This is a genomic window from Pseudomonas matsuisoli, from assembly GCF_014647635.1.
Classification (GTDB): domain Bacteria; phylum Pseudomonadota; class Gammaproteobacteria; order Pseudomonadales; family Pseudomonadaceae; genus Pseudomonas_P; species Pseudomonas_P matsuisoli.
The window spans coordinates 23,924-50,133 of record NZ_BMPO01000002.1; the positions used below are offsets into that span (position 1 = coordinate 23,924).

Here is a 26,210-nt window from a genome sequence, read left to right on the forward strand (position 1 = left end):
TCAATATCGGGGACACCAACATCGTTCAAGCGTCGCTGCCTCTATCGGATCGCCCACAAGCTAATCGCAGCCCAGGTGGTTCGATCCAGGCTTCGGCCCGCCGGCATCGTGGCGTCGGGCCAAATCTGCGACAATCCCGCTCTTTTCCGCCGAGATACGTCGAGCCTGATGTCCGATTCGAAACCCGCCATCGCCTCCCTGCTGAAAAACCTTGACCAAGCGATGATCGCCGACCGGCATCGCCTGCGTCGTCAGTTGCACGATTTGCAGAAGCAACCTGACGACGCGGGGCTGGCGCAGTGGCTAGCGCGCTTTCAGGCGTCTTGTGAAAAAGTCGAGGCGCGTAGGCAGAGCGTGCCTGTCATGCGTTACGACGACGCGCTGCCCATCGCGGCCAAGCGTGATGAAATCAAGGCGGCGCTGGAAAAGCATCAGGTTGTGGTAATCGCAGGCGAAACGGGTTCAGGCAAGACCACTCAGCTTCCGAAAATCTGCCTCGAACTCGGGCGCGGCGTGCACGGGCTAATTGGCCACACGCAACCACGCCGCCTGGCTGCGCGCAGCGTTGCGACACGCGTCGCCGAAGAAATCGGAACACCCCTCGGCGAGCTCGTGGGCTATCAAGTGCGTTTCGAAGACCAGTCCAACGAACGCAGCCTTATCAAATTGATGACGGATGGCATCCTGCTCGCCGAAACGCAGCATGACCGCTTCCTCGAGCGCTACGACACCCTCATCGTCGACGAAGCCCACGAGCGTTCGCTCAACATCGACTTCCTGCTCGGTTACCTGAAAACGCTTCTTCCCCGGCGACCGGACCTCAAGGTCATCATTACGTCGGCGACGATCGACCTGGAGCGCTTCAGCAAGCATTTTAGGGTCGATCACCCAGAGGGTGGCGGAGCCGACGCGCCCATCGTCGAGGTATCAGGTCGTACCTATCCGGTCGACACGTGGTATCGCCCGTTGGCGGCAGAAGTGGATGAAGAGGGTGAACCCCTGATGGACGACCTCTCGGTCGATCAGGGCATTCTTGCTGCGCTCGAAGAAATCGAGGCACACGAACGCAGCGTGGGGCAGCGTCCGGGCGATGTGCTCGTATTTTTGCCGGGCGAGCGGGAAATTCGCGACGCCGCCGATGCGTTACGCAAGGCGAACCTGCGGTTCACGGAAGTGCTGCCGCTCTATGCCCGGCTGACGCCAGGGGAACAACAAAAGATCTTCCAGCCGCGCCCTGGCCGGAAGGTGGTCCTGGCGACCAACGTGGCGGAAACGTCGCTGACCGTTCCTGGCATTCGCTACGTGATCGATTCGGGCACCGCACGCATCAGCCGTTACAGCTATCGCTCCAAAGTGCAGCGGTTGCCGATCGAAGCCATTTCCCAGGCCAGCGCGAACCAGCGTAAAGGGCGATGCGGGCGGGTGGAGCCGGGTATCTGCATCCGGCTCTACAGCGAAGAAGATTTTGTCGGGCGCCCCGAATTCACCGATCCCGAGATCCTGCGGACCAACCTCGCTGCAGTCATCCTGCAGATGCTGCACCTGCGCCTGGGCAGTATCGATGCGTTTCCCTTCATCGAGCCGCCCGATGGCAAGGCGGTCAGCGATGGCTTCACGCTGTTGCAGGAACTCTCGGCGGTCAATCGGGAAAACCAGCTCACGCCGCTCGGCCGCCATCTGGCACGCTTGCCGATCGATCCGCGTTTGGGGCGGATGGTGCTGGAGGCCGTCAGCCAAGGCAGCCTTGAAGACATCCTTATCGTGGTCAGCGCATTGTCTGTGCAGGACCCCCGCGAGCGCCCGATAGAGCGGCAACAGGCAGCCGACCAGGCACACGCGCAGTGGAAGGATCCGGATTCTGATTTCGCGGCGCTGATCAACCTTTGGCGCGGCTTCGAAGAGCAGCGTCAGGCATTGGGCTCAAACCCGCTGCGTAACTGGTGTAAGAAGAACTTCCTCAATTACCTACGGCTGCGGGAGTGGCGGGATGCACACCGGCAACTGACGCTGTTGTGTCGGGAGTTGAAGTTGAGTGGGAAAGGCGCCGCTGTTGCCGACTCAATATCGCCCAAAGCGATCGCCCGCAACCGGGCTCCTACAGGAGAAAGTGAGCCCCGTAGGAGCCCACTTGTGGGCGATCCAGAGGGTGCGGCTACCGCTGAATCACAGGATCCACGTCTCGCGCCCACCAAAGACACCCGCGTCAATGCCATCGCTCGCCAGCAGGCCGAGCAATCCGAAGCGGCGGTTCGCGCGCGTGGTTATGCCGCGGTGCACAAGGCAATTCTGTCCGGGTTACTCAGCCAGATCGGCCAGAAAACCGAAGAGGGCGACTTCAACGGCGCGCGCCAACGCCGCTTCTGGGTGCATCCGTCCAGCGTCATCGGCCGCAAAAAGCCGAATTGGATCATGGCCGCTGAACTGGTGGAAACCACCAAGCTGTTCGCCCGCATGGTCGCGAAGATCGAGCCTGACTGGATCGAGCCCTTGGCCGCGCATTTGGTGAAGAAAAATCACCTAGAGCCGCATTGGGAGAAGAAACGTGGCCAGGTGGTGGCCTATGAACAGGTGACGCTGTACGGGCTCATCATCGTGGGCAAGCGGCCGGTGCACTACGGCCCCATCCACCCCGCCACATCGCGGGAAGTGTTCATTCGCGAAGGGCTGGTGCGGGGCGATATCAACAGCCGCGCCAAATGCCTCGGTGCGAACCAGCGACTACTGGAAACCCTCGACGAATTGGAAGCCAAGGCTCGCCGTCGTGACATTCTGGCAGACGAAGAAACGCTGTTCGGTTTTTACGACAAGCACGTTCCCGCCGACATCTACCAGACCTCTAGTTTCGACAACTGGTACAAGCGCGAAAGTGCGAAGAATCCACAGCTACTGATCATGTGCGAAGAGGACGTCCTCGCGCGGGAAGCCAGCGAGGTCACGGCCTCGCAGTACCCAGACAGCCTGCATATCGGCGATTTGCAGTTGCCGTTGTCCTACGAGTTCGAACCGACCCATCCTCGTGATGGGGTGACCTTGCGCGTGCCGGCTCCATTGTTGCCCCAGTTGCCAGCGGAACGTCTGGAATGGCTGGTTCCCGGGCTGCTCTACGACAAGAGCGTCGCGCTCGTACGGGGATTGCCCAAGGCCGTGCGTAAGAATTTCGTTCCGGTGCCAGATTTCGTGCGCGCCGCGTTGGAGAAGATACCTTTCGGTCAAGGTTCGCTTTACGAGAGCCTGGGGCGTGAGCTCCAACGCATGACAGGGGCGCGTATCCCCGACGACGCTTGGCCGGTCGCCGTCGAAGGGCTCGATCGCCATTTGCGGATGAATATCGAAGTGGTCGACGCCCACGGCAAGCATTTGGGCGAAGGGCGCAGCCTTACTGCCCTCATGGCGCAATTTTCGCGCGAGAGCCAGGCGGCGCTGGCGGTGGCTCCGCAGAAGGCCGCTCCCGCAAAACCGGTGGAAGCCAAAGCGTTCAACGAAGTACCTGAGAAGGCACAGCAAAAGGTCGCGGGGCTTTCCATGACCGTCTACCCGGCGTTGGTGGAGGAGGGGGGCGTCGTCAAGGAGGGGCGTTTTTCGACGCCTTCCGAGGCAGCCTTCCAACACCGGCGGGCGCTGCAACGGCTGCTGCTGCAGCAATTGGGCGAACAGGCCAAGTTCCTGCGCGGCAAGCTCCCGGGTCTGACGGACATGGGCATGCTGTATCGCGACATGGGCAAGGTCGATGCGTTGGCAGAAGACATCTTGTTGGCCAGCCTTGACAGCGCCGTGCTCGCGGGTGAAGAGGGCCTTCCGCGCGATGGTGCCGCGCTGGCGTCGCTGGCCGAGCGCAAACGCGGTGAGTGGACGGAACACGCGGAACGTCTCTCGAGGCTGGTGCTCGACATCCTCAAGCAGTGGCATGCGCTGCAGAAACGCTTCAAGGGCAAGATCGACTTGGCGCAAGCGGTGGCCCTGAATGACATCAAGAGCCAACTCGCGCACCTCGTCTATCCGGGGTTCGTGCGGGAAACGCCTGCTGAATGGCTGCGCGAATATCCTCGCTATCTCAAAGCGGTTGAGCAGCGCTTCGACAAGATCGCCGCCCAACTGCAACGCGACCGTGTCTGGTCCGGCGAGTTGGCGGGCTATTGGGACCAGTACCAAGCACGGCGTGCCAAGCACGAGCAGGAGGGCAAACGCGATCCTGCCTTGACGGCGTATCGCTGGATGCTCGAGGAATATCGCGTTTCGCTCTGGGCGCAGCAGCTCGGAACGCGCGTCCCAGTCTCGGACAAGCGACTGAACAAGCAGTGGAGTGAGGTAGAAGCGTAGGCAAGGGGTTGCTTTTTGTGGTGCAGGCCCAGCCTGCACGTCGCGGGCATGGCCCGCTCCCACAAGGGCTAGGAAGACGTACGGTGGATTGGCCATGAAGTGGGCGTAATCCACCGCTTACCCAAGCCTCAGCGCCAGACGATTCTTTCGCGGCTTTCGGTGGAAGCCCTGCGGGATTCCACCCTACGTTCACCGCTCAGCTAAGACAAAACTGCTCTTTCTGTGGGACCGGGCCATGCCCGCGATTGCGTCCCCATAGCGCCAGATTCGGGGCCTTCACCCAATCAGCACCGTCCCAGCCCCCTCCACGATGACATCGCCATGTGTGCCTGTGCTTCCCAGCACTGCTGCATTCTGACCATTGATGAAGACGGTGGCGGATACGCCAGAAACAATGGCGCTGCCACATGCCGTCGTGTCGCCCAGTCGCGCGGCGGGGAGGTGTTCGAAGACGACGTTCGGAGAACCCGTGGCGACGGCGTTGTTGCCGTGGCCGGATTTTGGGCAAGAGGTAGGATCTGTTTGGCGAGCCGCCGGTTTTCCGCTCATGGTGTCACTCCTTGTGAAAGGTGCGGATCGTAACGCGGGAGCCGCTGAGATCCGCTTTACCCGTTCACAGAATGAGGTTCGCACTCAGCGCCACAGCGTTCGGAAATAGCAAGCCATTGTCAGGGCGTGCTTTGCCATTCTTCCACCAGACACTTGACCAGATCGGCTGCGGCCAACTCGCGGGAGAGCGGCGCGCCTTGCCCTGCCCACTGCGCCGCAAAACCGTCGTCACCCTTGCGCGCGGCAGCGATATTGAGCCGCTTAGCGGCGTCATAGGCCATTGGGTAATCGGCGGGAAGCGGGCTGCCTGGTGCTTCGCCATGCGCAATGAGGCGATTGACCAGACCCCGCGCGGGCCGACCGGAGATCGCCTTGGTAAGAATCGTTCGTTGGGTTCGATCGCTTTTCAACGCGTCCCGATAAGCCTGATTGGCGCAAGACTCCGGGCAAAGGATGAACGCCGTGCCAAGCTGCGCGGCTGATGCGCCGAGCGCGAACGCGGCACGAATGCCGGCACCGTCCATAATGCCGCCCGCCGCAATTATCGGAAGGCTCACCTTTTGCCGGAGCTGACGCACCAGTACCGACGTGCTGAGGCGCTCGTCGGTCGCTCGCGGATCGAACATTCCCCGGTGGCCACCGGCTTCGATGCCTTGGGCGACGATCATGTCGATCCCGGCGGCTTCGATAAGCTCCGCTTCTTCAAGATTGGTCGCCGTGGCGAGCGTGGTAATGCCCGCGTGACGAAATGCGTGCAGCTCGCTCTTTGACGGCAGACCAAAATGGAAGCTGACCACGGCGGGTCTCAGCTCCAGAAGCAGCTCGAACGTTTCCTGGCTCTCGCAGAATGGCGGATAGATCATGTCGAGACGGTCCGGTACCGGGATACCAAATTCCTCGAACAAGGGAGCCAGGTGTTCGATCCAGGCCTGTTCGCGTTGCTCGTCGCGCATGACGGGGGCGTGACAAAACACGTTTACATTGAAGGGCTTCGACGTCAGTGCCTGCGTGCGCTCGATCGCGTGCCGCGCCTGCTCTGTGGTGCTGGCACCGATGCCCAGCGATCCCAAAGCGCCTGCATTGGAAACGGCCGCCGCTAATTCAGGGGTCGATACGCCTGCCATCGGCGCTTGGATCAGGGGGTACTGAATGCCAAGGGCATCCGTGAAACCGCGGGCTGAGGTCATTAGCGGGCCGTCCTGTCTGTCGAGAGAGTGTTGACGATACGCCTTTCAGCGATCGGATGTTGGTCTAGAGCAACGCCTGAACGCCTTGTGCCGAGGCGTGCGGCGCGGATTGCAGTCGGTGGCGCGTGACGCCCGCCTCACGCGCCGGCGGCATGCCGAACATCCGGCGGTACTCTCGGGTGAACTGAGGAACGCTCTCGTAGCCCACGGCAAATGCGGCGCCGCTGGCGGTCATGCCTTCGGCAAGCATCAGGCGCCGTGCTTCGATCAGGCGCAGCTGCTTTTGAAATTGCAGGGGCGACAGCGAGGTGACATTGCGAAAGTGTTGGTGAAAGGACGATGTGCTCATACCCGCGATGCCAGCCAGGCGCTTAAGCTGCAAGGGCTGGGCAAAGTCCGTGCGCATCCGAGCCACCGCACGCGCGACGCGTTGCGCGTGACTGTCGGGCCAGCCCAGCCGGCGAATCGCTTCCCCGTGTTTGCCGGCAAGCAACCAGTAGTGCAGTTCACGAATGAGCTGCGCATGCAGCACCGGAACGGACTCGGGCCGGTCGAGCAAGCGCATGAGACGCATGGCGACATCGACGACCTCCCTGTCAGTGGGTTCGAGGCGGACGGGCGCGTCGTCGGCAAGCGGTGCGTGTTCCATTTGCGTCGTCAGATCGGCGATCACCGCCGCGTCGAGATTCACCACTAGCGACAGGTAGGGCGCCTCAGGGCTCGCTTGCACGATCTGGCTGACAGTGGGGACGTCGGCCGTAATCAACAGTGAATCGCCCGCCTGAAAGCGCAGACTACGAGTTTCGACCGCAACGTCCTTGATGCCCTGCAGCACCAGGCAGACCAGCGGGCTGCAGATGGCATGCATCAACGCGCTCGGCTCCAAAGCGCGTATCACGGTAAGGCCGGGAATCGGCGTATGAGCCAGGCCTGCATCGTCTGCATGCGTGTTGACGTAGCGCAGCACGATATCGAGCAACGGGTTGTTCATCGATAGGCCTCGTTCATGCCGGGCGTGTGGACAGCCTGGGCGATATGCAATTGCGAGTTGGAGAAATAGGCAAGTCTCGCCGCCGTTCTGGCAACGCATGCAAAACCGGATGCTCGTTAAATGAAGCCGTCCACTTGAACAGGAGACTTCACATGACTCAACTTGCACTCGTAACCGGTGCTAGCCGCGGCTTAGGGCGTAACACTGCACTGAGTATCGCCCGTGCGGGCAGCGACGTCATCGTAACCTATCAGGCCAGCGAGGCAGGTGCACGGTCGGTGGTGGCGGAAATCGAAGCCATGGGCCGCCGCGCGGTCGCACTGCAACTCGATGTCGGCAGCATGGCGCGCTTCGCTTCATTCACCGCTGAATTGCAGCGCGTTTTGCAGGACATCTGGGGGTGTGAAACCTTCGATTGCCTGGTGAACAACGCGGGCCATGGTGACATGGCGGCATTCGCAGACACCACCGAGGCGCAATTCGATGCGCTGGTGAATGTTCACTTCAAGGGCGTGTTCTTCCTGACGCAGGCCCTGTTGCCGCTGATCGCCGATGGCGGTCGTATCGTCAACCTCTCCACGGGACTGACGCGCGTCTCCTATCCGGGGTTTTCAGCGTACTCGGCAGTGAAGGGGGCGGTCGAGATCTTGAGCGTCTATCTGGCCAAAGAGCTAGGGCACCGCGGTATTACCGTGAACACGGTCGCTCCCGGTGCGATAGAAACCGACTTTCTGGGCGGTGCCGTGCGGGATATGCCTGACCTGAATAAGGTGTTCGCCGACATGACCGCACTGGGTCGGGCCGGTGTGCCGGACGACATCGGGCCCATGATCGCGAGCCTTGTGTCACCCGCGAATCGGTGGGTCAACGGCCAGCGAATCGAAGTGTCGGGTGGGCAAGCGATTTAGCCGTGAATTTCCCCATTCCATCGCTTCTCTTGCCACGCGTAGGCGACGGGGAAGCGTTTTGGGTTTGACAGGGAGGCGGGCACGATCGCCATTGCCCATGGCGCGCATGCATTCGAGCAGCGTAGCTCAACTTGAATGTCGATAAGCGCTCGGTGTCGTGCCCATCGTTCGTTTGAAGCGTGCAGCGAAATGCGCAGGGCTGGCATAGCCAAGATCGAGTGCGATCTCCGTAATGGGTGCCGAGCTCGTTCGTAGCAGGTGGCCGGCACGCTCCATTTTCAAGCGGAGGAAGTATTGCAGCGGCGACGTACCGGTCGATTGTTTGAAGCAGCGGCTGAAATGAAATGGACTCAACCCTGCGTCCAGCGCAATGGCATCGAGATCGAACGAGCCCGCCAAGTGCGTATCCATCCAGCGTATGGCTTTTTTCAGTCGATGCGCAGGTAACCTTTGCGGTCGGTAGCCCGCGGCATCGATTGCGTAGGTTCGCAGGAGGTGGACGCTAAGGGCCTGGCCCACGCCCCACAGATATAACGGATTGGGCGTATTGGCAGGGTTCAATTCGCTCAGCAGCAACAGCATCAGGCTACGCAGCGTTTCATCGTGCCCACCCGACACTTCTTCCAAGGCGACGACTTGTCGCGTCCCGCCCCATAGACTCGCTCGCGCTTGCTCCAATAACGCCAGGCTCACGTAGGCATGCATCACATCGAAACCTTCGGTGCCCGTGCGCCAGCGCATTTCGTACGGCTCGGTGGATTGTGTGAGGAAGAAGTCGCCCACGCGGACGTCGTAGGCGTCCCAGGCGCCGGACAGCGTACGCTCTTCCACGCGGGCGGTACCGCCCAGGATGAGGACGACCAAGGGTTCCGAAACGGCGGGGACGAGTATCGGTCGCGTAATGGTGTGATGGTGGTAGCGCTGCACTTCCACCGCTGGGCCCGAAGCCAGCGCGTGGAGTTTCGGACAAGCGCTGGGAAGGCAGGCCTGCATGGCTGCGGGTGTGACTGGCGATGACGTTGTGCGATTCATGGCGGATGAGTGGTCCCTCAGCCGAAAAAGTGCGCTGACCGCAAGATCACGATGGTATGCGCAAGAAGGCGAAAGCGCTAAAACCTTCGTTCAGCGAGCCTACGAGCCAAAGGTGGCGGCAATCCGGCCGTCACCGTGGCGGAGGGCTTTCCCATGACGGCAACAACAGAAGCAGAGTTGAAAGGCAAAGTCGCGTTGGTGACCGGTGCGGCGAGCGGTATTGGACGCGCTACCGCGCTGCTGTTGAAAGCGCGCGGCGCGGCGGTCGTGGCAGAAGACATCGATCCAGCGGTCGAAACGCTGGCGGCAGAGGGACTAACGCCGCTGGTCGCGGACATCACTCGCGACGGGGCCGCAGAGGCTGCGGTTAAGGTCGCGATGGAGGCCTTCGGCCGGCTGGATATTCTGGTGAACAACGCGGGCATCATCATCAATAAACCCGTCGTCGACATGAGCCGTGCCGATTGGGAACGCATCCAAGCCGTCAACGTGACTGCGGCTTTCCTGCATTCGCGCGAGGCGATGAAGGTGATGGTTCCCCAGGGGACGGGGGCGATCGTGAATATCGCGTCTTATGCGGCCTTTCTCGCATTTCCAACCATCGCTGCGTATGCCGCATCCAAAGGGGCGCTCATGCAGCTGACCCGGACGTTGGCGCTCGAAGCCATCGGGCACGGTATCCGCGTCAATGCGGTGGGCAGTGGTGATGTAATGACCAACATCCTCAATGACGTGGTCGACGACGGCGCCGCGTTCCTGGCGGAGCATGGCAGTGGAACGCCGATTGGACGCGCCGCACACCCGGAAGAGATCGCTGAAGTCGTTGCGTTCCTTGCATCGGAGCGCGCGTCGTACATCGTTGGGGCCCTGCTGATGGCCGATGGTGGCATGTCCGTTGTTGCCGGCTAGCACGCTAGATGGCGTTGCCTGGCTCATCCGTAATTGTTGACGGGTGCTGAATAGTGTTCGCAAGCGGCCGGGGTTTATCGGACCCGCTGCAATACAGAAAATGAGCGCAACCCCAACGGAGGAGCTTTCATGACTCAGCACACTGCAAAAACGGCATTGGTGACCGGTGCTTCACGCGGGATCGGTAAAGCCATCGCACTGCGGCTCGCGGCCGATGGCTATGCCATCGTCGTCAACTATGCCGGTAACCATGAACTGGCCCAGGAAACGGTCGCCGACATTACCCGTAACGGCGGCAACGCGGTGGCGATTCAAGGTGATGTCACCGAACCGACTGCAGTCACGACGCTATTCGATGGCGCGTATGACGCCTTCGGCAGCCTCGATGTCGTCGTGCATAGCGCCGGCATCATGGCGCTGGTGCCGATCAAGGAGGATAGCCTGGACGCATTCGACCGTACGATCGCGACCAATTTGCGCGGCGCGTTCCTGATACTCAGCCAGGCCGCCGCCCGGTTGCAGGAAGGTGGGCGCATCATCGCCTTGTCCAGCAGCGTAATCGGCAAGTCGTTTCCCAACTACGGCCCTTACATCGCCAGCAAGGCAGGCGTGGAGGGATTGGTGCGGGTGTTGGCGAACGAACTGCGCGGTCGCAGCATCACCGTCAACGCGGTCGCGCCAGGCCCTACCGAAACCGAGTTGTTCATGCAGGGTAAAAGCGATGAGATGGTCGCGCAGCTCGCGCAAGCGGCGCCGCTGGAGCGCATTGGTCAGCCTGATGAAATTGCCTCGGCGGTCGCCTTCCTCGCGGGGCCGGATGGTGCCTGGGTGAACGGGCAGGTGCTGCGCGTGAATGGCGGGATGGTCTAGCGAAAACGCGTAACTACGGACGACGCTTGCCTCGACCCTCCCGATTGGCGTGGTTCGAGCGTTCGACCGGGCAAGACCCGCCGGCACCGCCTCTGCGATACCGGCGTTTGCTTACGCGGGGACAGGTGCGTCCTCGTGGATCAGCCCTTGTTGCTTGGCTTCCCGCCAAAACGCCGCAGGTACCGTCGCCGACATCGAGGCGACATTTTGCCGAATTTGCTCGGGCGTGCTGCCGCCGGGAATGATCGCGGACACGACGTCCGGCGCATTGCAGAAGTGCAGCCCTACCGTTCGCAGGTCGGTACCGTGCTTCTTCGCCAGTGCCTGTGCCTGGGCGCGCTTTTCGGCCATGCCTTTCGGAATGTCTTTCGAGTAATTGAAATAGTCGTTGCCAGCGAGGTAGCCGGAATTCAACGGCGAGCCGATGACCAGTGAAACATCGCGTTCGCGGCACACCGGGAACAGACGCTCTACCGCATCGGCATGCTGGATGAGGGAATACTGGCACGCCTGCAGAATGATGTCGGGATCGGATGCCTCGATCGCGCCCAGCGAGGGCTCCAAGGTGTTGACGCCCATCCCCCAGCCTTTGATCAGGCCTTCTTCACGCATCTTCACGAGTTCTGGCATTGCGCCTTTTTTCGCCTGTTCGAAACGTTCCTTCCAGCCTTCTCCGAGATCCTTGTTGTCTGGCGACAGATCATGGATGAAAACGACATCCAGGCTAGGCACACCCATGCGCTGCAAACTGTCTTCCACTGAACGTCGAGTCGCGGACGCACTGTAGTCGTAGGTGTAGTTGAAGTTGTTCACGCCCTGCCAATTGTCGTGAGAAAAGCCCACTTCAGGCTTCAGTAGACGGCCGGATTTGGACGACAGCACGTAGGACTGCCGCTCCTGCGGTGACAGAAAATAACCCACGCGGCGTTCGCTCAGGCCGAGCCCATACCAGGGCGAAGTATCGAAGTAACGAATACCCGCATCCCACGCGGCCTTCATCAGTGCTTGCGCATCAGCATTGCTGATCGTTCGGCGCATATCACCCAGGGCGATTGCGCAACCGTATCCGTAGCGATAGGCCGGGCGATAGCGCTTGTACTTGCCGTCGTTCATGGGCAGATCTTCCGGGCGCTTGGCAGCGGTCGAAGCAGTGTTGGCGTGGGCGAGCAAGGGGCCGGCGGCAAGAGACGCGGCAGCAATGGCGGCGGAAGTCAGAAAGGGGCGGCGTCGCATGGGTGATTGCTCCTGGCATTCAATGGTCTCCAAGGTACGACCTAGACGCCTCCCGCCAGGGTTCCACGATGTCAGCGGTAACTTATGTAAATTCTTGTGGGCTTTTCCATGGCCGTATCCCCGAAGCGTCTGGACTGTCGTCTGGAAAGGGGCGCACGAGAACGGGCAAAACGCGCTGCGATCGCTCAAGAACGCTTGTTTGACATATGAAGTTACGGTAGAAACGGCGCTTGTTTCCGTTCGGTACATCGCCATCCACATGCGGGCTGCGTCGATTCGAATGACCTGCTTGCGAGGATGAATGCCGTGGCGGCGCTGAATGCAATTCTGCCGATCTTTTTGTTGATCATGCTTGGCTACGGGCTATGCCGCTTCGGCGTGCTCACGCCTGATCTGGCCAAGGGTGTCAGCGTTGTGGCGTTCAAGCTGTTCCTACCCTGTGTCCTGCTGACCGGGCTGGCCACGGCGCGGCTGGACCAAGGGTTTTCACCCGGTTTACTGCTGGCGTACTTCATCCCCGCCTTAGGTGTGTTCGTTTGCACCAGCCTGTACATGCATCGCCGCTTTGGCATGGCAACCTCGCTGGGGCTCTGTGCGTGTTTTTCCAACAACGTGCTGATTGGTCTTCCGCTGGTCGCAACCCTCTTTGGTGACCAGGGGCTCATCTACACCTTCAGCGTACTCGCGTTTCACTCGCTCCTGTTGTTCACCTTCCAAAGCCTGTACACGTCGTTTGCCGGTGCTGAAGCGTTCAGCATGAAAGGCTTCCTCACCAATCTGGCCAACCCGCTGATCGTGGGCATTCTCATCGGCATCACGATCAACGTCTCGGGGATAAGCCTGCCGGGCGCTGTCGATCATGTCCTTCATTGGATGGCCGATGCCGCTTTACCCTGTGCCTTGATCGTGCTCGGGGCAAACCTATCCACCTTCCGACTGATGCCCAGTCGCCTGGCCGTGGGCTTGACCGTGGTCAAGCTCGTACTCATGCCGGCAGCGGTGCTGTTGGTCAGTGTGCTGGTGGGGCTCAACCCGCTGGCCCGTGCGGTGCTCATCGTGATGGCGGCGAATCCCGCTGGCGTGAATGTACTGGCGTTCGCCCGTACGCCGGGGGACGTCAAGATCAGCAGTTCGACCATCCTCGTGTCCACCGCGTTTTCGATCGTGACCCTGCCGCTCTGGATGGCGATCGCGTCTGCGATTTGAGCGTTCATCTGCTCATCCCCACAAAACAGCACACCGCTCTTGTAGGGGCGGCGGGGCGGCCATCCGCTTTAGCCGCGAATGCGATCGAAGATCGCACCGCAGCGCTCCCTTAGGACGAGGTAGAAGGTGGATTACCCCCGACGCGGCTAATCCACCTTACAGGTTGGAAATGCCTCCCAGGTGCTCAACTCGCACTGGCTACCGGAGGCGGCACGATGCTGCCGGGGACGGGATGGACGTTGCTGGCATCCTGAATGCCGCCAGGTTCGATTGCGTCGAGGAACTCCTTGCTCCAATGACGAATGTCGTAATACGACACGACGTCGAACAATTCACGCAGACGTGCCTGCGCTTCGGCTTTCGGCAGGTTAAGGCCGTGGTAGCAGCTGCTGGCGAGGTCAGCGGCGTCGTGCGGGTTGGTAAGAATCGCCCCTTTGAGTTCCGCGGCGGCGCCAGCGAATTCCGACAACACCAGGACCCCACTGCCTTGCATCAGGCCTTGGGTCGCGACGAATTCCTTGGCAACGAGGTTAAGCCCATCACGCAGCGGCGTGATCCACATGACGTCCGCCATGGCGTACCACGCGACGACTTCCTCGAACGGGAGCGCACGGAAGTAGAACTGCAGTGGTGTCCAGCCGACATTGGCGAAGCGACCATTGATGCGCCCGACCGTCTGCTCGATCTGGGTTTGCAGTTCGTCATAGATCGTCATCTCACGCGCCGCCGGTACGCACACGCAGGCCAAGGTGACCTTGTTATGCAGGTCCGGGTATTCCTCCAGCATGCGCTCGTAGGCCTGCAGTTTTTCCAGCGTCCCCTTGGTGTAATCCAGGCGTTCCACCGAAAGAATCAAGCGGATGCCTGCCAGCTCCTTGCGCAGTCTCGCCATCTGTTCCTGGACTTTTTCCAGCTCCAGATTCTGGCGAACGCGTTCGACATCGAGGCCTACAGGGTGTGCGCCAAGCTTGACGGTGCGGGTGCCGGTATCGACGGCGGTGGTCATCGTCTCCAGGCCGACAGCACAACCGTAGGTCAGGAAGCGGGGCGCGCAGTTCTGTCGCGAGACCGTTTTCAGCGGCGTCACGCCGCGCGCAACATCGACGAAGTTCTCGACCTGGCGCGGGATGTGGAAACCAACGAAATCACATTGCAGCAGGCTACCGACGATCTGGCGCCGCCATGGCAAGACGTTAAATACGTCCGCCGATGGGAAATACGTGTGGTGGAAGAAGGCAATGACCAGATCAGGGCGCAATTCACGCAGGTAGGCCGGTACCATCCACAGGTTGTAGTCGTGCAGCCAGACCGTGGCGCCGATGGCGGCTTCGCGTGCAGTGCGTTCGGCAAAAGCGCGGTTGACGTCGAGATAGACCTGCCAGTCGTCTTCACGGAACGTGGCCCGCTCCCAGAACGTATGCAAGGTCGGCCAGAACGCTTCCTTGGAGAAGCGCTTGTAGAAGATGTCGACCTGTTCTTGAGACAAGCCCACACGGGCTGCCGTGAGCTTAGGATACTGTTCGGCGTCCACCGTCGTATGTTTTTCGAAGGCTTCACCTTCTTCCTCGACGGCCCAGGCGACCCAGGAACCCTTACGGCCATCGCCAAAGAAGCTCAGCAGCGTTGGAATGATGCCATTAGGCGATTTCGGACGGCGCCGCTGGATCTTGCCATCGACCCGGTGCTCTTCGTAGGGCAGGCGGTGATACACGATGACCAACTCGGCTTGGCCGGGCTGCGCGGCGACGCGGCGTTCAGCCGCGATGCCGTGCTCGCCGAGAAAGCCGAAATGCGCGAATGCCTGCAAGATCCCGCCGCAACCAGGACGAGTCGCGTGATAGGTGAAGGTGTTGTTCTGGGTTGCCTCGAGCAGTCCCGGCTCTGACTCACCGACGCAAACGCCCTTGAAGCCGCAATTGAACATCGACAGGTCATTGAGCGTATCGCCCGCTACCAGCACTTCGCCGTGGGGAATACCCAGGTGGTCCGCAAGCTTCAGCAACGAGCTGCCTTTGTTGACGTCCTTCGGGAGGAAGTCCAGGTAAAGACCGTTGGAGTAGAGCAGGTCACACCCCAGCTCGTCCGCGATCTCCTGCAACTTAGGGTCCGCGGCGCGTTCAGGGGTACAGAAATAGGAACACCGGCGCGCCTGGGGTACATCTTGACGCTCGAGATCAGGGAACGGAGCCAGCGCCTGGGCGACCACGGAGTCGCCTGGCCAAAGGACGTCGATATGGTTCTGCAACGGCTGGATGGGTTGGAGCGTTTCACCGTGATAGAGGCTCGCGCCGACGTCGGAGATGATGTAGTCCGGTTGCGGCAGGGTCGGGTCGGCGAGCAGCGGAAGGACCACCTCCAGGCTACGGCCCGTGACATAAGCGAGCTTGATTTCCGGGTGTGCGGCGATGGTCTGATACAGGCTCAAGCGGTCTTCCGGATCGCCGGCAAGAAAGGTCCCATCGAGATCGGTAGCAAGTAGCATGCGCTGTCTCCTTTTAGCGTAATGGGCTGGCATCTACCCAGCCTGCAAGGGGTGTAGCGCTGAGCGCTAGCAAGTGTTCGCCGGCGCCAACTTGCTGGGGATAAAGGCGGCTTTATCGCCAACAATCTGGCCCTGCGGTGAAATCATGACGGGGCGAACCCCGTCAGGAAGCAGTTCTCATCGGCTCCTGAGCCGACTCATCGTCATGGGGTGCATCGGGCATGAGCTCCAAGACGGTGTGACTGGTGCGTACCATCGGGACAAAGTGACCCGGGTTGCCCGAGACAAGGTCGGTCACATGTCGGCGGCGATACAGGGCGTAGGCCAACAGCAGGCCAAGCATGAGCGCGAAATAGAGTGGCAACGCCGTGGGCCCGACCGCATCCATGAGCACGCCAGCGAGTAGCGGGCCTACCGCCGAACCCGCGCCATTGAGCATCAGCAGGCCACTCGAGCCCGACAGAATTTCCTCGGGGTTCAACTGGTCGATCAGCTGCGCCATCGCAATAGGATAGATCGCGAATGACAAGCCGCCGAAAAGGAACATCATCGCCATTAGCGGCGTTTTCTCCGAAAGCAGCGCAATCAGCACACTCACAACGGTCGCGAGGGCAACCACACCGATAAGGATCGTCCGACGATCGAAGCGATCCGACAACCGCCCGATAGGCAATTGCAGCACTGCGCCCCCCAGGATGGTCACGCTCATCAGCGTACCGATGTCGCTCGCGCTGAACCCTTGCAGGCCGGCGTAGACCGGAGCCATTCCCCAGAACGCGCCCAGGGCGAGACCCGACAGCAGTGATGCGACGACTGCAATGGGCGCAACATTGAACAGGTGTCGCAAGTTGGTATGCGGCGTATCGGGCACCGGCGGTTGTGCCTGACGGGTGATCGCAAGTGGCATGACCGCACAGCAGATCAGCACGGCGGCCACCGCGAACAAGGTGAAGTTGAGTGGGTCGTCCAGTTGCAGCAGTTGCTGCGCCAACGCTAACGAGCCGAGGTTCACGACCATGTAGATCGCGAAGACCTGGCCGCGTTGTTCGCCTGGTGTCTGTGCGTTGAGCCAGCTTTCGACGACTGTGTAGAGCGTGACGAGTGCTATGCCGTACAAGACGCGGAGCACCATCCACACCCAGATATCGACGACAAGGACGTGCATGAGCGCCGTGGCGGCAGCCAGCGCCGCGTAGAACGCGAATACGCGAATGTGACCCACACGACGGATGAGTGGGCGCGCGATCCAGATACCGACCAAGAATCCAACGAAATAGCCGGACATCGCCAAGCCGAGGAGGGTGGACGAATATCCCTCGGCGGAACCGCGGACGGTAAGCAAGGTGTTGAGAAGGCCGTTACCAAGCAGCAGCAGGGCTACTCCGCACAGCAGCGAGCTGATGGGTAGAAGCAGTGATGGCATAAGCGCTACACCCTAACAAATCTGAGGGGGTTGGCAAGCATGAACCGGGCCACGAAAGGGCGGATCGGCGTTTGCTCGCATGAAGAAGATGGCTCTATCTCGGGTGTTTCAGCGACGTGCAAGAAAATCTCCTGTTCGACTCAGTTTCCATGACTGGTGCGGCTGGCGAGTGACGGGGCGGGCGACTTTTTGGTGCAGTTGCCCTGCTGGGCGCTCGATGGGGTCAATGTTTTCCGTTCATTGCACGCCAGATTCGGACACTGCGACGGATTTCTTCGTCCAGGCGCGAGCGTTCGTCGCTGTTCCGTGGCGTCTTGGTTGGGGTCAGGTGAGGCAAAACGATTTCCACCATGACCGGACCGTCGAAGCCGATGTCTTGCAGGGCACGATGTTGGGCGAGGTAGTCGATATGCCCGCTACCAATACCGCCTCGATTGGAGTCGGAGATGTGATAGCTGGCGAGACGTGAACCACAGCGGCGAATGACAGCGCAGGGGTCGGTTTCATCGATGTTCATGTGAAAGCTGTCGAGGAGAATGCCTATGCGCGAACTGCCAACATCGCTTAGCAGCCTCATGCATTCATCGAAGGTGCGAATCATCGGGACTTCGTAGCGATTCACCACTTCGTAGACGAGGCGAATGTCCTGCGAGGTCGCGTACGTTTCCAACGTCCTGATGCAGCTCACCAACCGCTCCCAGGCGGCGTTTTCGTTCTCGCAGTTCTGCGTCCATGCGGACAACCCTTGCAATGTCACCCAGGGCGCGCCTGCATCACGAGCGAAATCTATGGCTTGGCGGTAGAACGCGATTGCGCCTTCGGCGGTTGCTTGGGTGGGGTCTTCTGGTGCGCAGTCGAAGGGGTCGATGGCGAATATCTGCATACCTTGCGCGTGCGCTAAGGCTCGTAGCTCATGGGCGTCGTACTGACTCGGCGTACCACAGAACTGTATGCCGTCCAGACCGAGCTCGCGGGCTTTTGAAATCATGGCCTCGGGCTCATCGATTCCAAGTGTCCAAGTGCATATGCCTAGTAGGTTCACGTCGCCTCCCGTGTGCCAGTCAATAACTGAAAAGGCCGAAATAGACACCTCGACCTTTCGCCTCGGCTTGTTTGGATAGGCAGCGACCTTCAGAAATTCAATGTTTCATCTACGCCGGCCAAACTGGGCCATCCGCCGGGCATCGCAGTTGATTCGGAGGGGGGAGTGGGCTTTGCCGACGCGGAGGCACGCCGCGAGGAAAGTCCACCGGAGCGGGGCGATGAGCTTTTTGGAATGGTTTGCAGATGCCGTTATCGATGCGAACCGGCAATGCTGTTCCTGTACGGCGCAAGGCGGATGGACGCGCACCCGCCTGGGACGTGCACGACTAACTCAGTTGTTCCACGAAAACCTTGTCAGCTTCGAGCACTGCGGGAAGGTCCGTGAACAGCTTGTCCAGATCGACCCCTTCGAACAGCGGCCCGTCGAATTCATGCCTGGATTCGGGTGTAAGTCCGCCTTGTTGGGTGATCGCCTCGCAGATCAAGCTCGCCTGGGCGAGTATCCGGGCGTAGCTCGGATCGTCCGGGCATTGGCTGGGCCGTGCCTGATAGGCGATTGCGTTCTGAATCGTTTTAGGTAGGTTCCATCGGCGCGCCAACTCGGCCCCCACCTCGGGGTACCCGAAGCCAAGTTGCAGGGCTTCCTCAGCTGCACGTCCGGCGGCATCGCGATGCGCGTGCAAGTTGAGCTTGCCCGCCATTTCTGGAGCGCCGGTCTGAATCAACAGCTCGCCAATGTTGTGCATCATGCCGCAACTGAAGGCGGTGTCTGCCTCCTTGCCGGCCTGTTTGGCCAGCAACCGGCTGACGCTCGCCACGCGAAAACTGTCCGTCCAGAAGCTTTTGAGGTCGAAGTTGGCGGCTGCCTTGAATGCAGCCGTAAGCCCGGATGCCAGGACCAGCGTGCGCAGGGTATTGAAGCCCAGGCGCATCGCCGCGTCTTCAATGCTCGCCGACTCACGGGCACCGCGAAAGCGTGCCGAGTTAGCCAGGCGCAGTACTTTCGCGGAGATCACGGGATCGCGCTCAATGTTCCTGGCAACGCTTTCGAGGCTGGAGGACGGGTTGTCGAATTGCTGGATAAGCTCCTGCACCACCTTGGGAATGCTAGGCAAGGTATGCAGGTCAGCGAAGAGTGTGTCGATATCCATACGTGCGTCCGTTTGTCGGCGAGGGATATCGGCAAGCATAGGTGGTGACTGACGGCATTCCAGTGCCGTTCGACGAAAGCTGTATTTTGCTTGCGCCGGTACGGGTGCCCGGCGGCTACTTTGGATAGAGCGGCGGCAGGCTGCCTTCGTCGTCCTGCGTTTCCACGGCCGTACGCGGCGGCAGTTCGCGAATGGCGCGCCAGAGCCCGGTGCCTTGCCAGCGGTGCCCCGTTTCACTGTACAGCGCGCCGTTGAGCCCGTTGAGTGCATCGGACAGCGGTGCGAAGCGCGCGGCCATGTCCGCCAATGTCTCTGGCTGCTGGCGTGCCCAGGCATCGAGGGCATGGCGCGTGGCATGCGGATCGTTCGCCTGGCACGCGCGGCGCAAGTCGTCGAGCAGATCACGGGCGTCGGGAGTATCGACGGGGGTGAGCACCGCGGGTGTTCGTCGACGTGCGCGCCACCAAAGGCTGAAACCCAGGATAGTCGTGCACAGCAGAACCGCACACGCAAGTTGCCACGGCCATAGCCGCGCACTTGAAAAACCCGCCGTGCTTGGAGTCTGTCCGGGGCCGGCCACGCCTTCTGCGATCAGCGCAGCGCCTACCGAAAGCGTTCTTGCCGGAAGCTCGCTTCGTTCCAGCCGGTCTTCCTGGGTGTTCCACCACGTCACAGTCAGGGTCGGTATTTCAAAATTCCCTGCGCGGGTCGGAACCAGCGCCTGGCTTTCCTCTCGGCTACCGATCACGCCGGTGCTTTCACCTTGATTGGCAAGCCGGGGTTGATCGACATAGCTGCGTAATCCGTCCAGAAGCAGGCCTGGCAAGGCCGGAAGCTGGGTGCTGGAAAGACCCTCGGCGCGCAGCATCAGGTTGCGCGTGAGCGAGTCACCGACATTCACCTCTGTGGGTTCGGGTGACCATGCCTCGGTGAGCGTCAGCGCGCGCGCGGGCAGCCATGGGGCATCGGCCGGATAGTCAGCGGGCTTCGGCCGTACCTGCAGCGGTATATCGGGTGAACGCACCCGGGTGACCTTGCCTGGCCGCGGGCCGAATGGGGTAAAGGTGTTGGGTGCAGACCGGTCTACGAGGGTTGCGCTGAATTCCTGGCCGGGGATCACCAGATCGCCGCTGCGCTGCGGGAAGATCGCATAGCGCACTTCGATCACACCGTGGCGAACGCCGCCGATGACCTGCTCGTAGGTTCGGGTTTCGCCCAGCTGTTCAGTCTGTGCGTCAGCCATTTGCAGCGGTGTCAGGCGACTGTCGTCATAGAGCGAAACGGAGTGGAAGATGCGCAGCGTTAGCACGGCCTGCGCTTGGACATAGGGCGAGTCCTGATCCAGGCTGGCGTCGATGAACACCGGTGCCAAGGTGTCGCGGGCTGGTGCAGTGGGTGCCTGAACGTGCAGCTTGATCGGTTCGCTCGTGGCGCTGCCGAGCTGCAGCGGCGGTATCACCACGTAGCCGAGAGGCTTGGGCTGCAGCGTGATCATCCAGCGTGTGCTCGCCGCGATACCACCGCTACCGAGCCCGGCGCTTTTGACCTGGCGCGAGCCGAGCACGTCGAACAAGTCATGCAACGGGCTGAGATCAGGTTTGCCGAATGCCGTGCTGTCGGCGATTTCCAGCGTCAGCTCGACGGTTTCACCCTGGATGAGGGTGCTGCGGTCGACGCTCGCGGTGAGGCCCGCAGCGGATGCCAGCATGGCAGGTAATAAAAGCGACAGCGCGTAGAGCAGACGAATCATGGGGCATTTTCCTGGCGCTGTTGCTGTTCATACCAGAACTTGCGACGAAGCAATTCGGACGGGTCGTCAGGAATCTGCCTTAGCCACTGCTCGAGTGCCTGACGACTTTCCTCATCGTATTCGTCCGCACTCGAAGGTGGCATGGTACGGCTCTGCTCACGTCCTTGCATCTGATCGGAATCGGGCAACACCTCTTCGCTACCAGGATGCTCGCCTTGCTCGGATCCGTCGGAGCGGTATTCGGACGGTGTCTCGGCGTTTGGCTGCGGCGTAACGTTGCCGGGCGATCCCGTCGCGCCGTCGGCGTCGTCGGTGCTGTTACCCGCGCTGGGGTCAGGCTGTTGAGCCTGACGCTGGCGAAGCAAGTCTTCAATCAGGGCTTTGTTGGTCTGCGCAGCGGTGAGGTCAGGCGCCTGCTGGAGCGCTTGATCGTACGCATCGATCGCCGCTTCGAGCTTGCCTGCACGGGCCATGGCGTTACCGAGGTTGTAACGGTCTGCGGCGCTTTGGCCCTGGGCAAAACGGCTGGCGGCACCTTCGTAATCGCCCGCTTGATAAAGGGCAATCCCTTGCCAGCGGCGATCCTCGAAGCGCTTCGCTGCCTCCGCTGGACGCTCGGCTTCGAGCAGGCGCTGTCCCCGCTGATCGGGACGTAGCCACAGGTCCTGCCAATCGAACGCGAAGCTCGTCTGCGGCATGGACAACAGCAAGGGCAGCACAAGTATCCAGCCTTTGCGGCCGGCAAACGCGGCCAGCAGCACGATGGGAAGCAGCAACCAATACCCCTGGTCTTGCCAAATGTCGAATTGCCGCATGTCGGCCTCCGGGCGGACGTCACCTGAGGCCGACAGCAGGTCTAGGGCATCGAGATCGGCATCGCCGATTTGCGCGGTGTGATAACCCGCGTCAAGTGAATCTGCGAATGCCTCCAAGGCCCCCGCATCGAGCCGTGGCAGAAGAATGGCGCCCTGGTCGTCACGCAGGAACCCGCCATCGCCCTGTGCGATGGGCGCGCCCTGCGCGGTGCCAAAGCCCAGGATATTCAGTGGGGTAGAGCGGTCTTCGAGCAGGCGCTGGATGCCGTTACGTTCCTCTGGATTCAGGGCAGACGTCATGAGGAGCAAACCGCCACGTCCGTGGGCGCCCTGATCGAGCAATTCCAATGCACGACCCACCGCGAGGTCTGCCCGGTGGCCGGGCTCGGGCATGATGCTCGGCTCGACGGCATTCAGGAGATTGCGCGTGGTCGCGCTATCGTTCGACAGGGGCACCACGGTATGCGCGCTGCCGGCATAAACCACGATGCCGGTCTGCGCGTCCTTCCGGGTATTCATCAGGTCCAGCAATTTGCGTTTGGCATGCTCCAATCGCGTGGGCGCGAGATCCCCCGACAGCATCTCCGTGCTTAGATCGAGCACGATCACCAGCGGGTCGGCGAGCTTGAGCATCGGTTGCTGATGGTGCTGCCAACTCGGGCCAGCCAGTGCCAAGGCGGTCAGTAGCCATACGGCACCGAGCACGAACCAGGGTTTGCGGCTTGCGCGGCGATCTTCACCCACCAATAGCAACGTGTGAAACGCCTCCGGCAACAGCGCGTGCCATTGGCCCTGACGGCGGCGGCGATGCCAAAGCCGCCACAGTAACCAGGCGCATACTGGAAGCAGGAGCAAGCAGAAGGGGCGCGACAGATGCGGCCATAGATCGGTCATGGCGTGATCTCGCGTTGGCGGACACGCAAGCCGGTGTGCCAGCCTGCCATCACCAACGTCAGCACCATCGCAGCACCCAACGGCCAGGGGTAGAGCGGCTCGTTGAAGCGCGTTTCGGACGATGCCTGCTGGACGGGTTCGAGCCGATCGAGCGCTTCCTCGATCGCCGCGAGTTCGAGGTGATCGGTTGCGCGGAAGTACTCGCCGCCCGTCTTTTCGGCGATCGAGCGGAGCAGGGCTTCATCCAGGTCCGAGCCCGGGGTGAAGCCGAATAGCCCGGGGCTTTCTGCACCCGAGTCACTGCCGATACCAATGGTGTAGATCTTTACCTGCTGGTCCGCCGCGAGCTGTGCGGCGGTCGCCGGGGGAACGCTGCTGCCGTTTTCCGCACCGTCGGTTACGAGCACGAGAACACGGCTGTTGGCGGGCCGTTCGCGTAGTCGTTTGACCGCAAGGCCGATGGTGTCGCCGATGGCAGTGTTGTTGCCGGCGATGCCGATCAGCGCTTCGTCCAGCCAAGTGCGTACGGTGCGGCGATCGAACGTGAGTGGCGCCTGTAGATAGGCGCGACTGCCGAACAGAATGAGGCCGAGCCGATCGCCTTCACGGCCGTCGATGAAGTCACCCAAGAGGTGCTTTACCAGCAGCAGCCGGCTGGCGGGCTGGCCTTCCCATTCCATGTCGGGATAGTCCATCGAACCCGACACGTCCACGGCCAGTAGCACGTCTCGTCCGCTGATCGGCTGGGGTTGGGCGTCACCTGGCCATTCGGGCCGCGCGCAGGCGATCAATAAAAGAATCCAGATGACGATGGGCAATGTCAGGCTTCGCCAGTTCGGTCGTACGCGTGTGGTGGATTGACCGCTCAGTGTTTGGAGCTCATCGAGAAACGCTACCTGCAGTGCCGCTTCTCGGCTTTTGCTGGGCGGCAATAGCCTACGCATGATCCACGGCAGTGGCGCAAGCAGAAACGCCCAGGGCCAGGCGAACTCAAGCATGCTTGCGAATCCAGGTTTCGACGGCTAGCTGCAAGCCGTCGATGGCGCGATCATCCAGTCGGCAATCCGCGCGATAGGCGCCGTCTACGAGGATCATCCAGCGGGTCAGCCCGGCAGCGGTGCAACGCGTGTCCAGATAGGCCAGCCAGGCCCGTCCGCTCAACGTCTGACTGTGCTGATCGGGATAGCGCGCCTTACACACGCGCTTCAACAGCGCATTGAGTTGCTGTAGCCACGGAGCGGCATTGCGTCCATAAGGGGGTGGCAAGGCAGCCAGCTCATCGAGTGCGCTTTGGCGGAATGGGTCGACCTCGGCGCGATCGGGGGAGGGCGCTGAAGGAACCTTGCGTGCGCGTTTATGCCAAACCAGCACAGCCAGTAGCGAGAGCAATACTGCAAGCGCCCACCAGCCCGGCGCAGGCGGCCACGCCGAAACGGCGGCGGGTTCGATCAGCGGCTCGAGCCGGTCCAGCGTGCTCATCGGTGGCGGCCCGGAATACGGGTGTCGAGTTGGTCGCGCAGTTGATCGACGACATCCTCAGCGCTGCTCAGTGGCAGGAGCATCACATTCAGGCGTTGTGCCAATTGCTGCCAGCGCATCATGCGGGCTTGAGCAAGCGCAGCGTAGCCCGCACGCAACGCGTCCGCGTTCGTATCGAGTTCGAGCTCGGCGCTGTCTTGCCCGCTACTTTGTTGGAAGCGCAAAAGGCCGGCGACAGGCAAGGCCCGATCGAGCGGGTCGTACACCGGGAGCAGCATCAGTTCGACGTGCCGTCCAAGCAGGATCAACTGCTGCTCGGATTGGTCATCCAGACCGCGCTCGTCGCAGAGCACGATGGCAAGGTTACCGGGACGCAGCACCTCACGTGCCCGGCGCAGCGCCTGCACCAAGGCATCCGGGGTTGCCATGTCCGCCGCACTCAAGCCCTGGCTGAAACGTTCGAGGTGGTTGAAGAGCTGCAGCAGGCTTTGCTTGCTTCTGCGGGGCTTGACCTCATGGTGCGCGCGGTCGCCAAAGACCAACCCGCCGATCCGGTCATTGTGATCCAGGCAGGCCCAGCCCAGCAGGGCCGCCGCCCGCGCCACGACGACGGATTTGAAGGCATGTGCGCTGCCGAAGAACAGGCGTTGGCTTTGCTCCGCGAGAATGAACACGGGCCTTTCTCGTTCTTCATGGAACAGCTTGGTGTGGGGGACCTGGGTTCGCGCCGTGACACGCCAATCGATGTTACGGACGTCGTCACCGGACTGATAAACCCGCACTTGATCGAAGTCGACGCCGCGGCCACGCAGGCGCGAGTGGTGAACGCCACTCAAGGGGCTGCCCCGGTTGGGCATTGAGAACAAACGTATTTCCCGCACGCGGTGACGCATTTCGATGAGTCCAGCCAGATCGACCCGCGTTCGCCCCTGGTCGACTGCCATCGAGGTCGGCATCAGCCCACCGCCACCGTGTCGAGAATGCGTTGCACCACTTTGTCCTGATCTACACCCGCCGCCTCGGCTTCGAACGACAGGATGATCCGGTGGCGCAGGACGTCGAATACCACGGCCTGGATGTCTTCCGGACTGACGAAATCTCGACCGCCCAGCCAAGCGTGGGCGCGCGCGCAGCGATCCAGTGCGATCGAGCCGCGTGGGCTGGAACCGTAGGCGATCCACTCGCCCAGCTCCGTATCGAAGCGCGTCGGCGTACGGGTCGCCATGATCAGCTGCACCAGATACTCCTCAACCGCATCGGCCATGTACAGGCCAAGAATTTCCTTACGCGCAGCGAAGATCGCTTGCTGGCTGATCTTGCTCTCCGGCTGACTTTCGCCATTGAGGGCCTCGCCGCGGGCCTGTTGAAGGATGCGCCGCTCGACTGCCGCGTCGGGAAAACCAATCTTCACGTGCATCAGAAAGCGGTCGAGCTGCGCTTCCGGTAACGGGTAGGTGCCTTCCTGCTCGATGGGATTCTGCGTCGCCATCACCAGGAACAACGGTGGCAATTCGTACGTGCTGCGGCCAACGCTGACCTGGCGCTCGGCCATGCCCTCGAGTAATGCCGACTGCACCTTGGCAGGTGCACGGTTGATCTCGTCTGCCAGCACCAGGTTGTGGAAGATCGGGCCTTGCTGGAATACGAAGCTGCCGGTTTCCGGGCGATAGATTTCCGTCCCGGTAATGTCGGCAGGAAGGAGGTCGGGCGTGAATTGAATCCGGTGGAACTCGGCTTCCAGGCCTTCGGCGAGGTCCTTGATTGCCTTGGTCTTGGCCAGGCCAGGCGCGCCCTCCACGAGGACGTGCCCATCGGCGACGAGTGCGATGAGCAGGCGTTCGACCAGTTTTTCCTGTCCTAGGATCTGGGTCGACAGGTATTGACGCAGCGCGACAAGCGCCTCTCGGTGTTCCATGAGTCAGGATTCCACGCAGGAAATACGCGGGGCGGTCCGCGTCGGTGGCACATCT

General features: G+C 61.4%; 19 protein-coding genes and 1 pseudogene. 5 read left to right on the plus strand and 15 right to left on the minus strand.

All coding sequences use genetic code 11. From position 1 onward, the window contains the following. The first annotated feature begins 168 nt into the window (after positions 1–168). Positions 169–4,317 carry an ATP-dependent RNA helicase HrpA gene (gene hrpA, locus IEY47_RS03660; RefSeq protein ID WP_188981814.1) on the plus strand — a complete coding sequence of 1,383 codons (4,149 nt, stop codon included), beginning with the start codon at positions 169–171 and terminating at the stop codon, positions 4,315–4,317. A 279-nt stretch (positions 4,318–4,596) separates the two neighbouring features. Here the strand turns inward: hrpA and IEY47_RS03665 are convergent. The 3 genes and pseudogenes from IEY47_RS03665 to IEY47_RS03675 form a co-directional block, all read right to left on the minus strand. Then, positions 4,597–4,866: pseudogene (locus tag IEY47_RS03665) on the minus strand (PAAR domain-containing protein); the annotation flags it as partial. A 119-nt stretch (positions 4,867–4,985) separates the two neighbouring features. Continuing rightward, on the minus strand, positions 4,986–6,053 hold the full coding sequence (locus IEY47_RS03670) for an NAD(P)H-dependent flavin oxidoreductase (protein ID WP_188981816.1): 1,068 nt from the start codon (positions 6,051–6,053) through the stop codon (positions 4,986–4,988). A 64-nt stretch (positions 6,054–6,117) separates the two neighbouring features. Then, the gene (locus IEY47_RS03675; RefSeq protein ID WP_188981817.1) at positions 6,118–7,044 is read right to left on the minus strand and encodes an AraC family transcriptional regulator; all 927 of its coding nucleotides are present in this window, start codon (positions 7,042–7,044) and stop codon (positions 6,118–6,120) included. Between the two features lie 152 nt (positions 7,045–7,196). On the opposite strand from IEY47_RS03675, the gene IEY47_RS03680 reads away from it, so the two are divergent. Continuing rightward, a complete protein-coding gene (locus IEY47_RS03680; protein WP_188981818.1) occupies positions 7,197–7,952 on the plus strand; it encodes an SDR family oxidoreductase in 756 nt (251 codons plus the stop codon). Positions 7,953–8,078: 126 nt separating this feature from the next. On the opposite strand, the gene IEY47_RS03685 is transcribed toward IEY47_RS03680, so the two are convergent. Continuing rightward, positions 8,079–8,984, minus strand: a complete 906-nt coding sequence (locus IEY47_RS03685) for a helix-turn-helix domain-containing protein (RefSeq protein ID WP_229779177.1) — start codon at positions 8,982–8,984, stop codon at positions 8,079–8,081. Between the two features lie 153 nt (positions 8,985–9,137). Here IEY47_RS03685 and IEY47_RS03690 point away from each other — a divergent pair, with 153 nt between their 5' ends. Beyond that, positions 9,138–9,893: an SDR family NAD(P)-dependent oxidoreductase gene (locus tag IEY47_RS03690; RefSeq protein ID WP_188981819.1), complete on the plus strand. Its 756-nt coding sequence runs from the start codon at positions 9,138–9,140 to the stop codon at positions 9,891–9,893. 129 nt (positions 9,894–10,022) lie between these two features. Next, positions 10,023–10,763 carry an SDR family oxidoreductase gene (locus IEY47_RS03695; protein ID WP_188981820.1) on the plus strand — a complete coding sequence of 247 codons (741 nt, stop codon included), beginning with the start codon at positions 10,023–10,025 and terminating at the stop codon, positions 10,761–10,763. Between the two features lie 111 nt (positions 10,764–10,874). On the opposite strand, the gene IEY47_RS03700 is transcribed toward IEY47_RS03695, so the two are convergent. After that, the gene (locus IEY47_RS03700; protein WP_188981821.1) at positions 10,875–11,996 is read right to left on the minus strand and encodes an aldo/keto reductase; all 1,122 of its coding nucleotides are present in this window, start codon (positions 11,994–11,996) and stop codon (positions 10,875–10,877) included. Positions 11,997–12,302: 306 nt separating this feature from the next. On the opposite strand from IEY47_RS03700, the gene IEY47_RS03705 reads away from it, so the two are divergent. Continuing rightward, positions 12,303–13,202 carry an AEC family transporter gene (locus IEY47_RS03705; RefSeq protein ID WP_188981822.1) on the plus strand — a complete coding sequence of 300 codons (900 nt, stop codon included), beginning with the start codon at positions 12,303–12,305 and terminating at the stop codon, positions 13,200–13,202. 184 nt (positions 13,203–13,386) lie between these two features. On the opposite strand, the gene ggpS is transcribed toward IEY47_RS03705, so the two are convergent. The 10 genes from ggpS to IEY47_RS03755 form a co-directional block, all read right to left on the minus strand. Further along, the gene (gene ggpS, locus IEY47_RS03710; protein WP_188981823.1) at positions 13,387–15,684 is read right to left on the minus strand and encodes a glucosylglycerol-phosphate synthase; all 2,298 of its coding nucleotides are present in this window, start codon (positions 15,682–15,684) and stop codon (positions 13,387–13,389) included. A 163-nt stretch (positions 15,685–15,847) separates the two neighbouring features. Beyond that, positions 15,848–17,107, minus strand: a complete 1,260-nt coding sequence (locus IEY47_RS03715; protein ID WP_188981824.1) for an MFS transporter — start codon at positions 17,105–17,107, stop codon at positions 15,848–15,850. Between the two features lie 223 nt (positions 17,108–17,330). Beyond that, positions 17,331–18,095 carry a sugar phosphate isomerase/epimerase family protein gene (locus IEY47_RS03720; protein WP_188981825.1) on the minus strand — a complete coding sequence of 255 codons (765 nt, stop codon included), beginning with the start codon at positions 18,093–18,095 and terminating at the stop codon, positions 17,331–17,333. Between the two features lie 382 nt (positions 18,096–18,477). After that, positions 18,478–19,302 (minus strand): HDOD domain-containing protein, encoded by an 825-nt coding sequence (locus IEY47_RS03725; RefSeq protein WP_188981826.1) that lies wholly within the window; start codon positions 19,300–19,302, stop codon positions 18,478–18,480. A 115-nt stretch (positions 19,303–19,417) separates the two neighbouring features. Continuing rightward, positions 19,418–21,052: a BatD family protein gene (locus tag IEY47_RS03730; protein ID WP_188981827.1), complete on the minus strand. Its 1,635-nt coding sequence runs from the start codon at positions 21,050–21,052 to the stop codon at positions 19,418–19,420. Continuing rightward, positions 21,049–22,761, minus strand: coding sequence for a VWA domain-containing protein (locus IEY47_RS03735; RefSeq protein WP_188981828.1), 1,713 nt, complete (start codon positions 22,759–22,761; stop codon positions 21,049–21,051). The genes IEY47_RS03730 and IEY47_RS03735 overlap by 4 nt, the downstream gene beginning before the upstream one ends. Further along, the gene (locus tag IEY47_RS03740) at positions 22,758–23,759 is read right to left on the minus strand and encodes a vWA domain-containing protein (RefSeq protein WP_188981829.1); all 1,002 of its coding nucleotides are present in this window, start codon (positions 23,757–23,759) and stop codon (positions 22,758–22,760) included. Before IEY47_RS03740 ends, IEY47_RS03735 begins: the two co-directional genes overlap by 4 nt. Next, entirely contained in the window at positions 23,752–24,240 is a 489-nt protein-coding gene (locus IEY47_RS03745) for a DUF4381 domain-containing protein (RefSeq protein WP_188981830.1), read from the minus strand. The genes IEY47_RS03740 and IEY47_RS03745 overlap by 8 nt, the downstream gene beginning before the upstream one ends. Further along, positions 24,237–25,196 (minus strand): DUF58 domain-containing protein, encoded by a 960-nt coding sequence (locus IEY47_RS03750; protein ID WP_188981831.1) that lies wholly within the window; start codon positions 25,194–25,196, stop codon positions 24,237–24,239. The genes IEY47_RS03745 and IEY47_RS03750 overlap by 4 nt, the downstream gene beginning before the upstream one ends. Further along, complete coding sequence (locus tag IEY47_RS03755; protein ID WP_188981832.1) at positions 25,196–26,155, minus strand: AAA family ATPase; 960 nt, start codon at positions 26,153–26,155, stop codon at positions 25,196–25,198. Before IEY47_RS03755 ends, IEY47_RS03750 begins: the two co-directional genes overlap by 1 nt. Positions 26,156–26,210 lie beyond the last annotated feature (55 nt).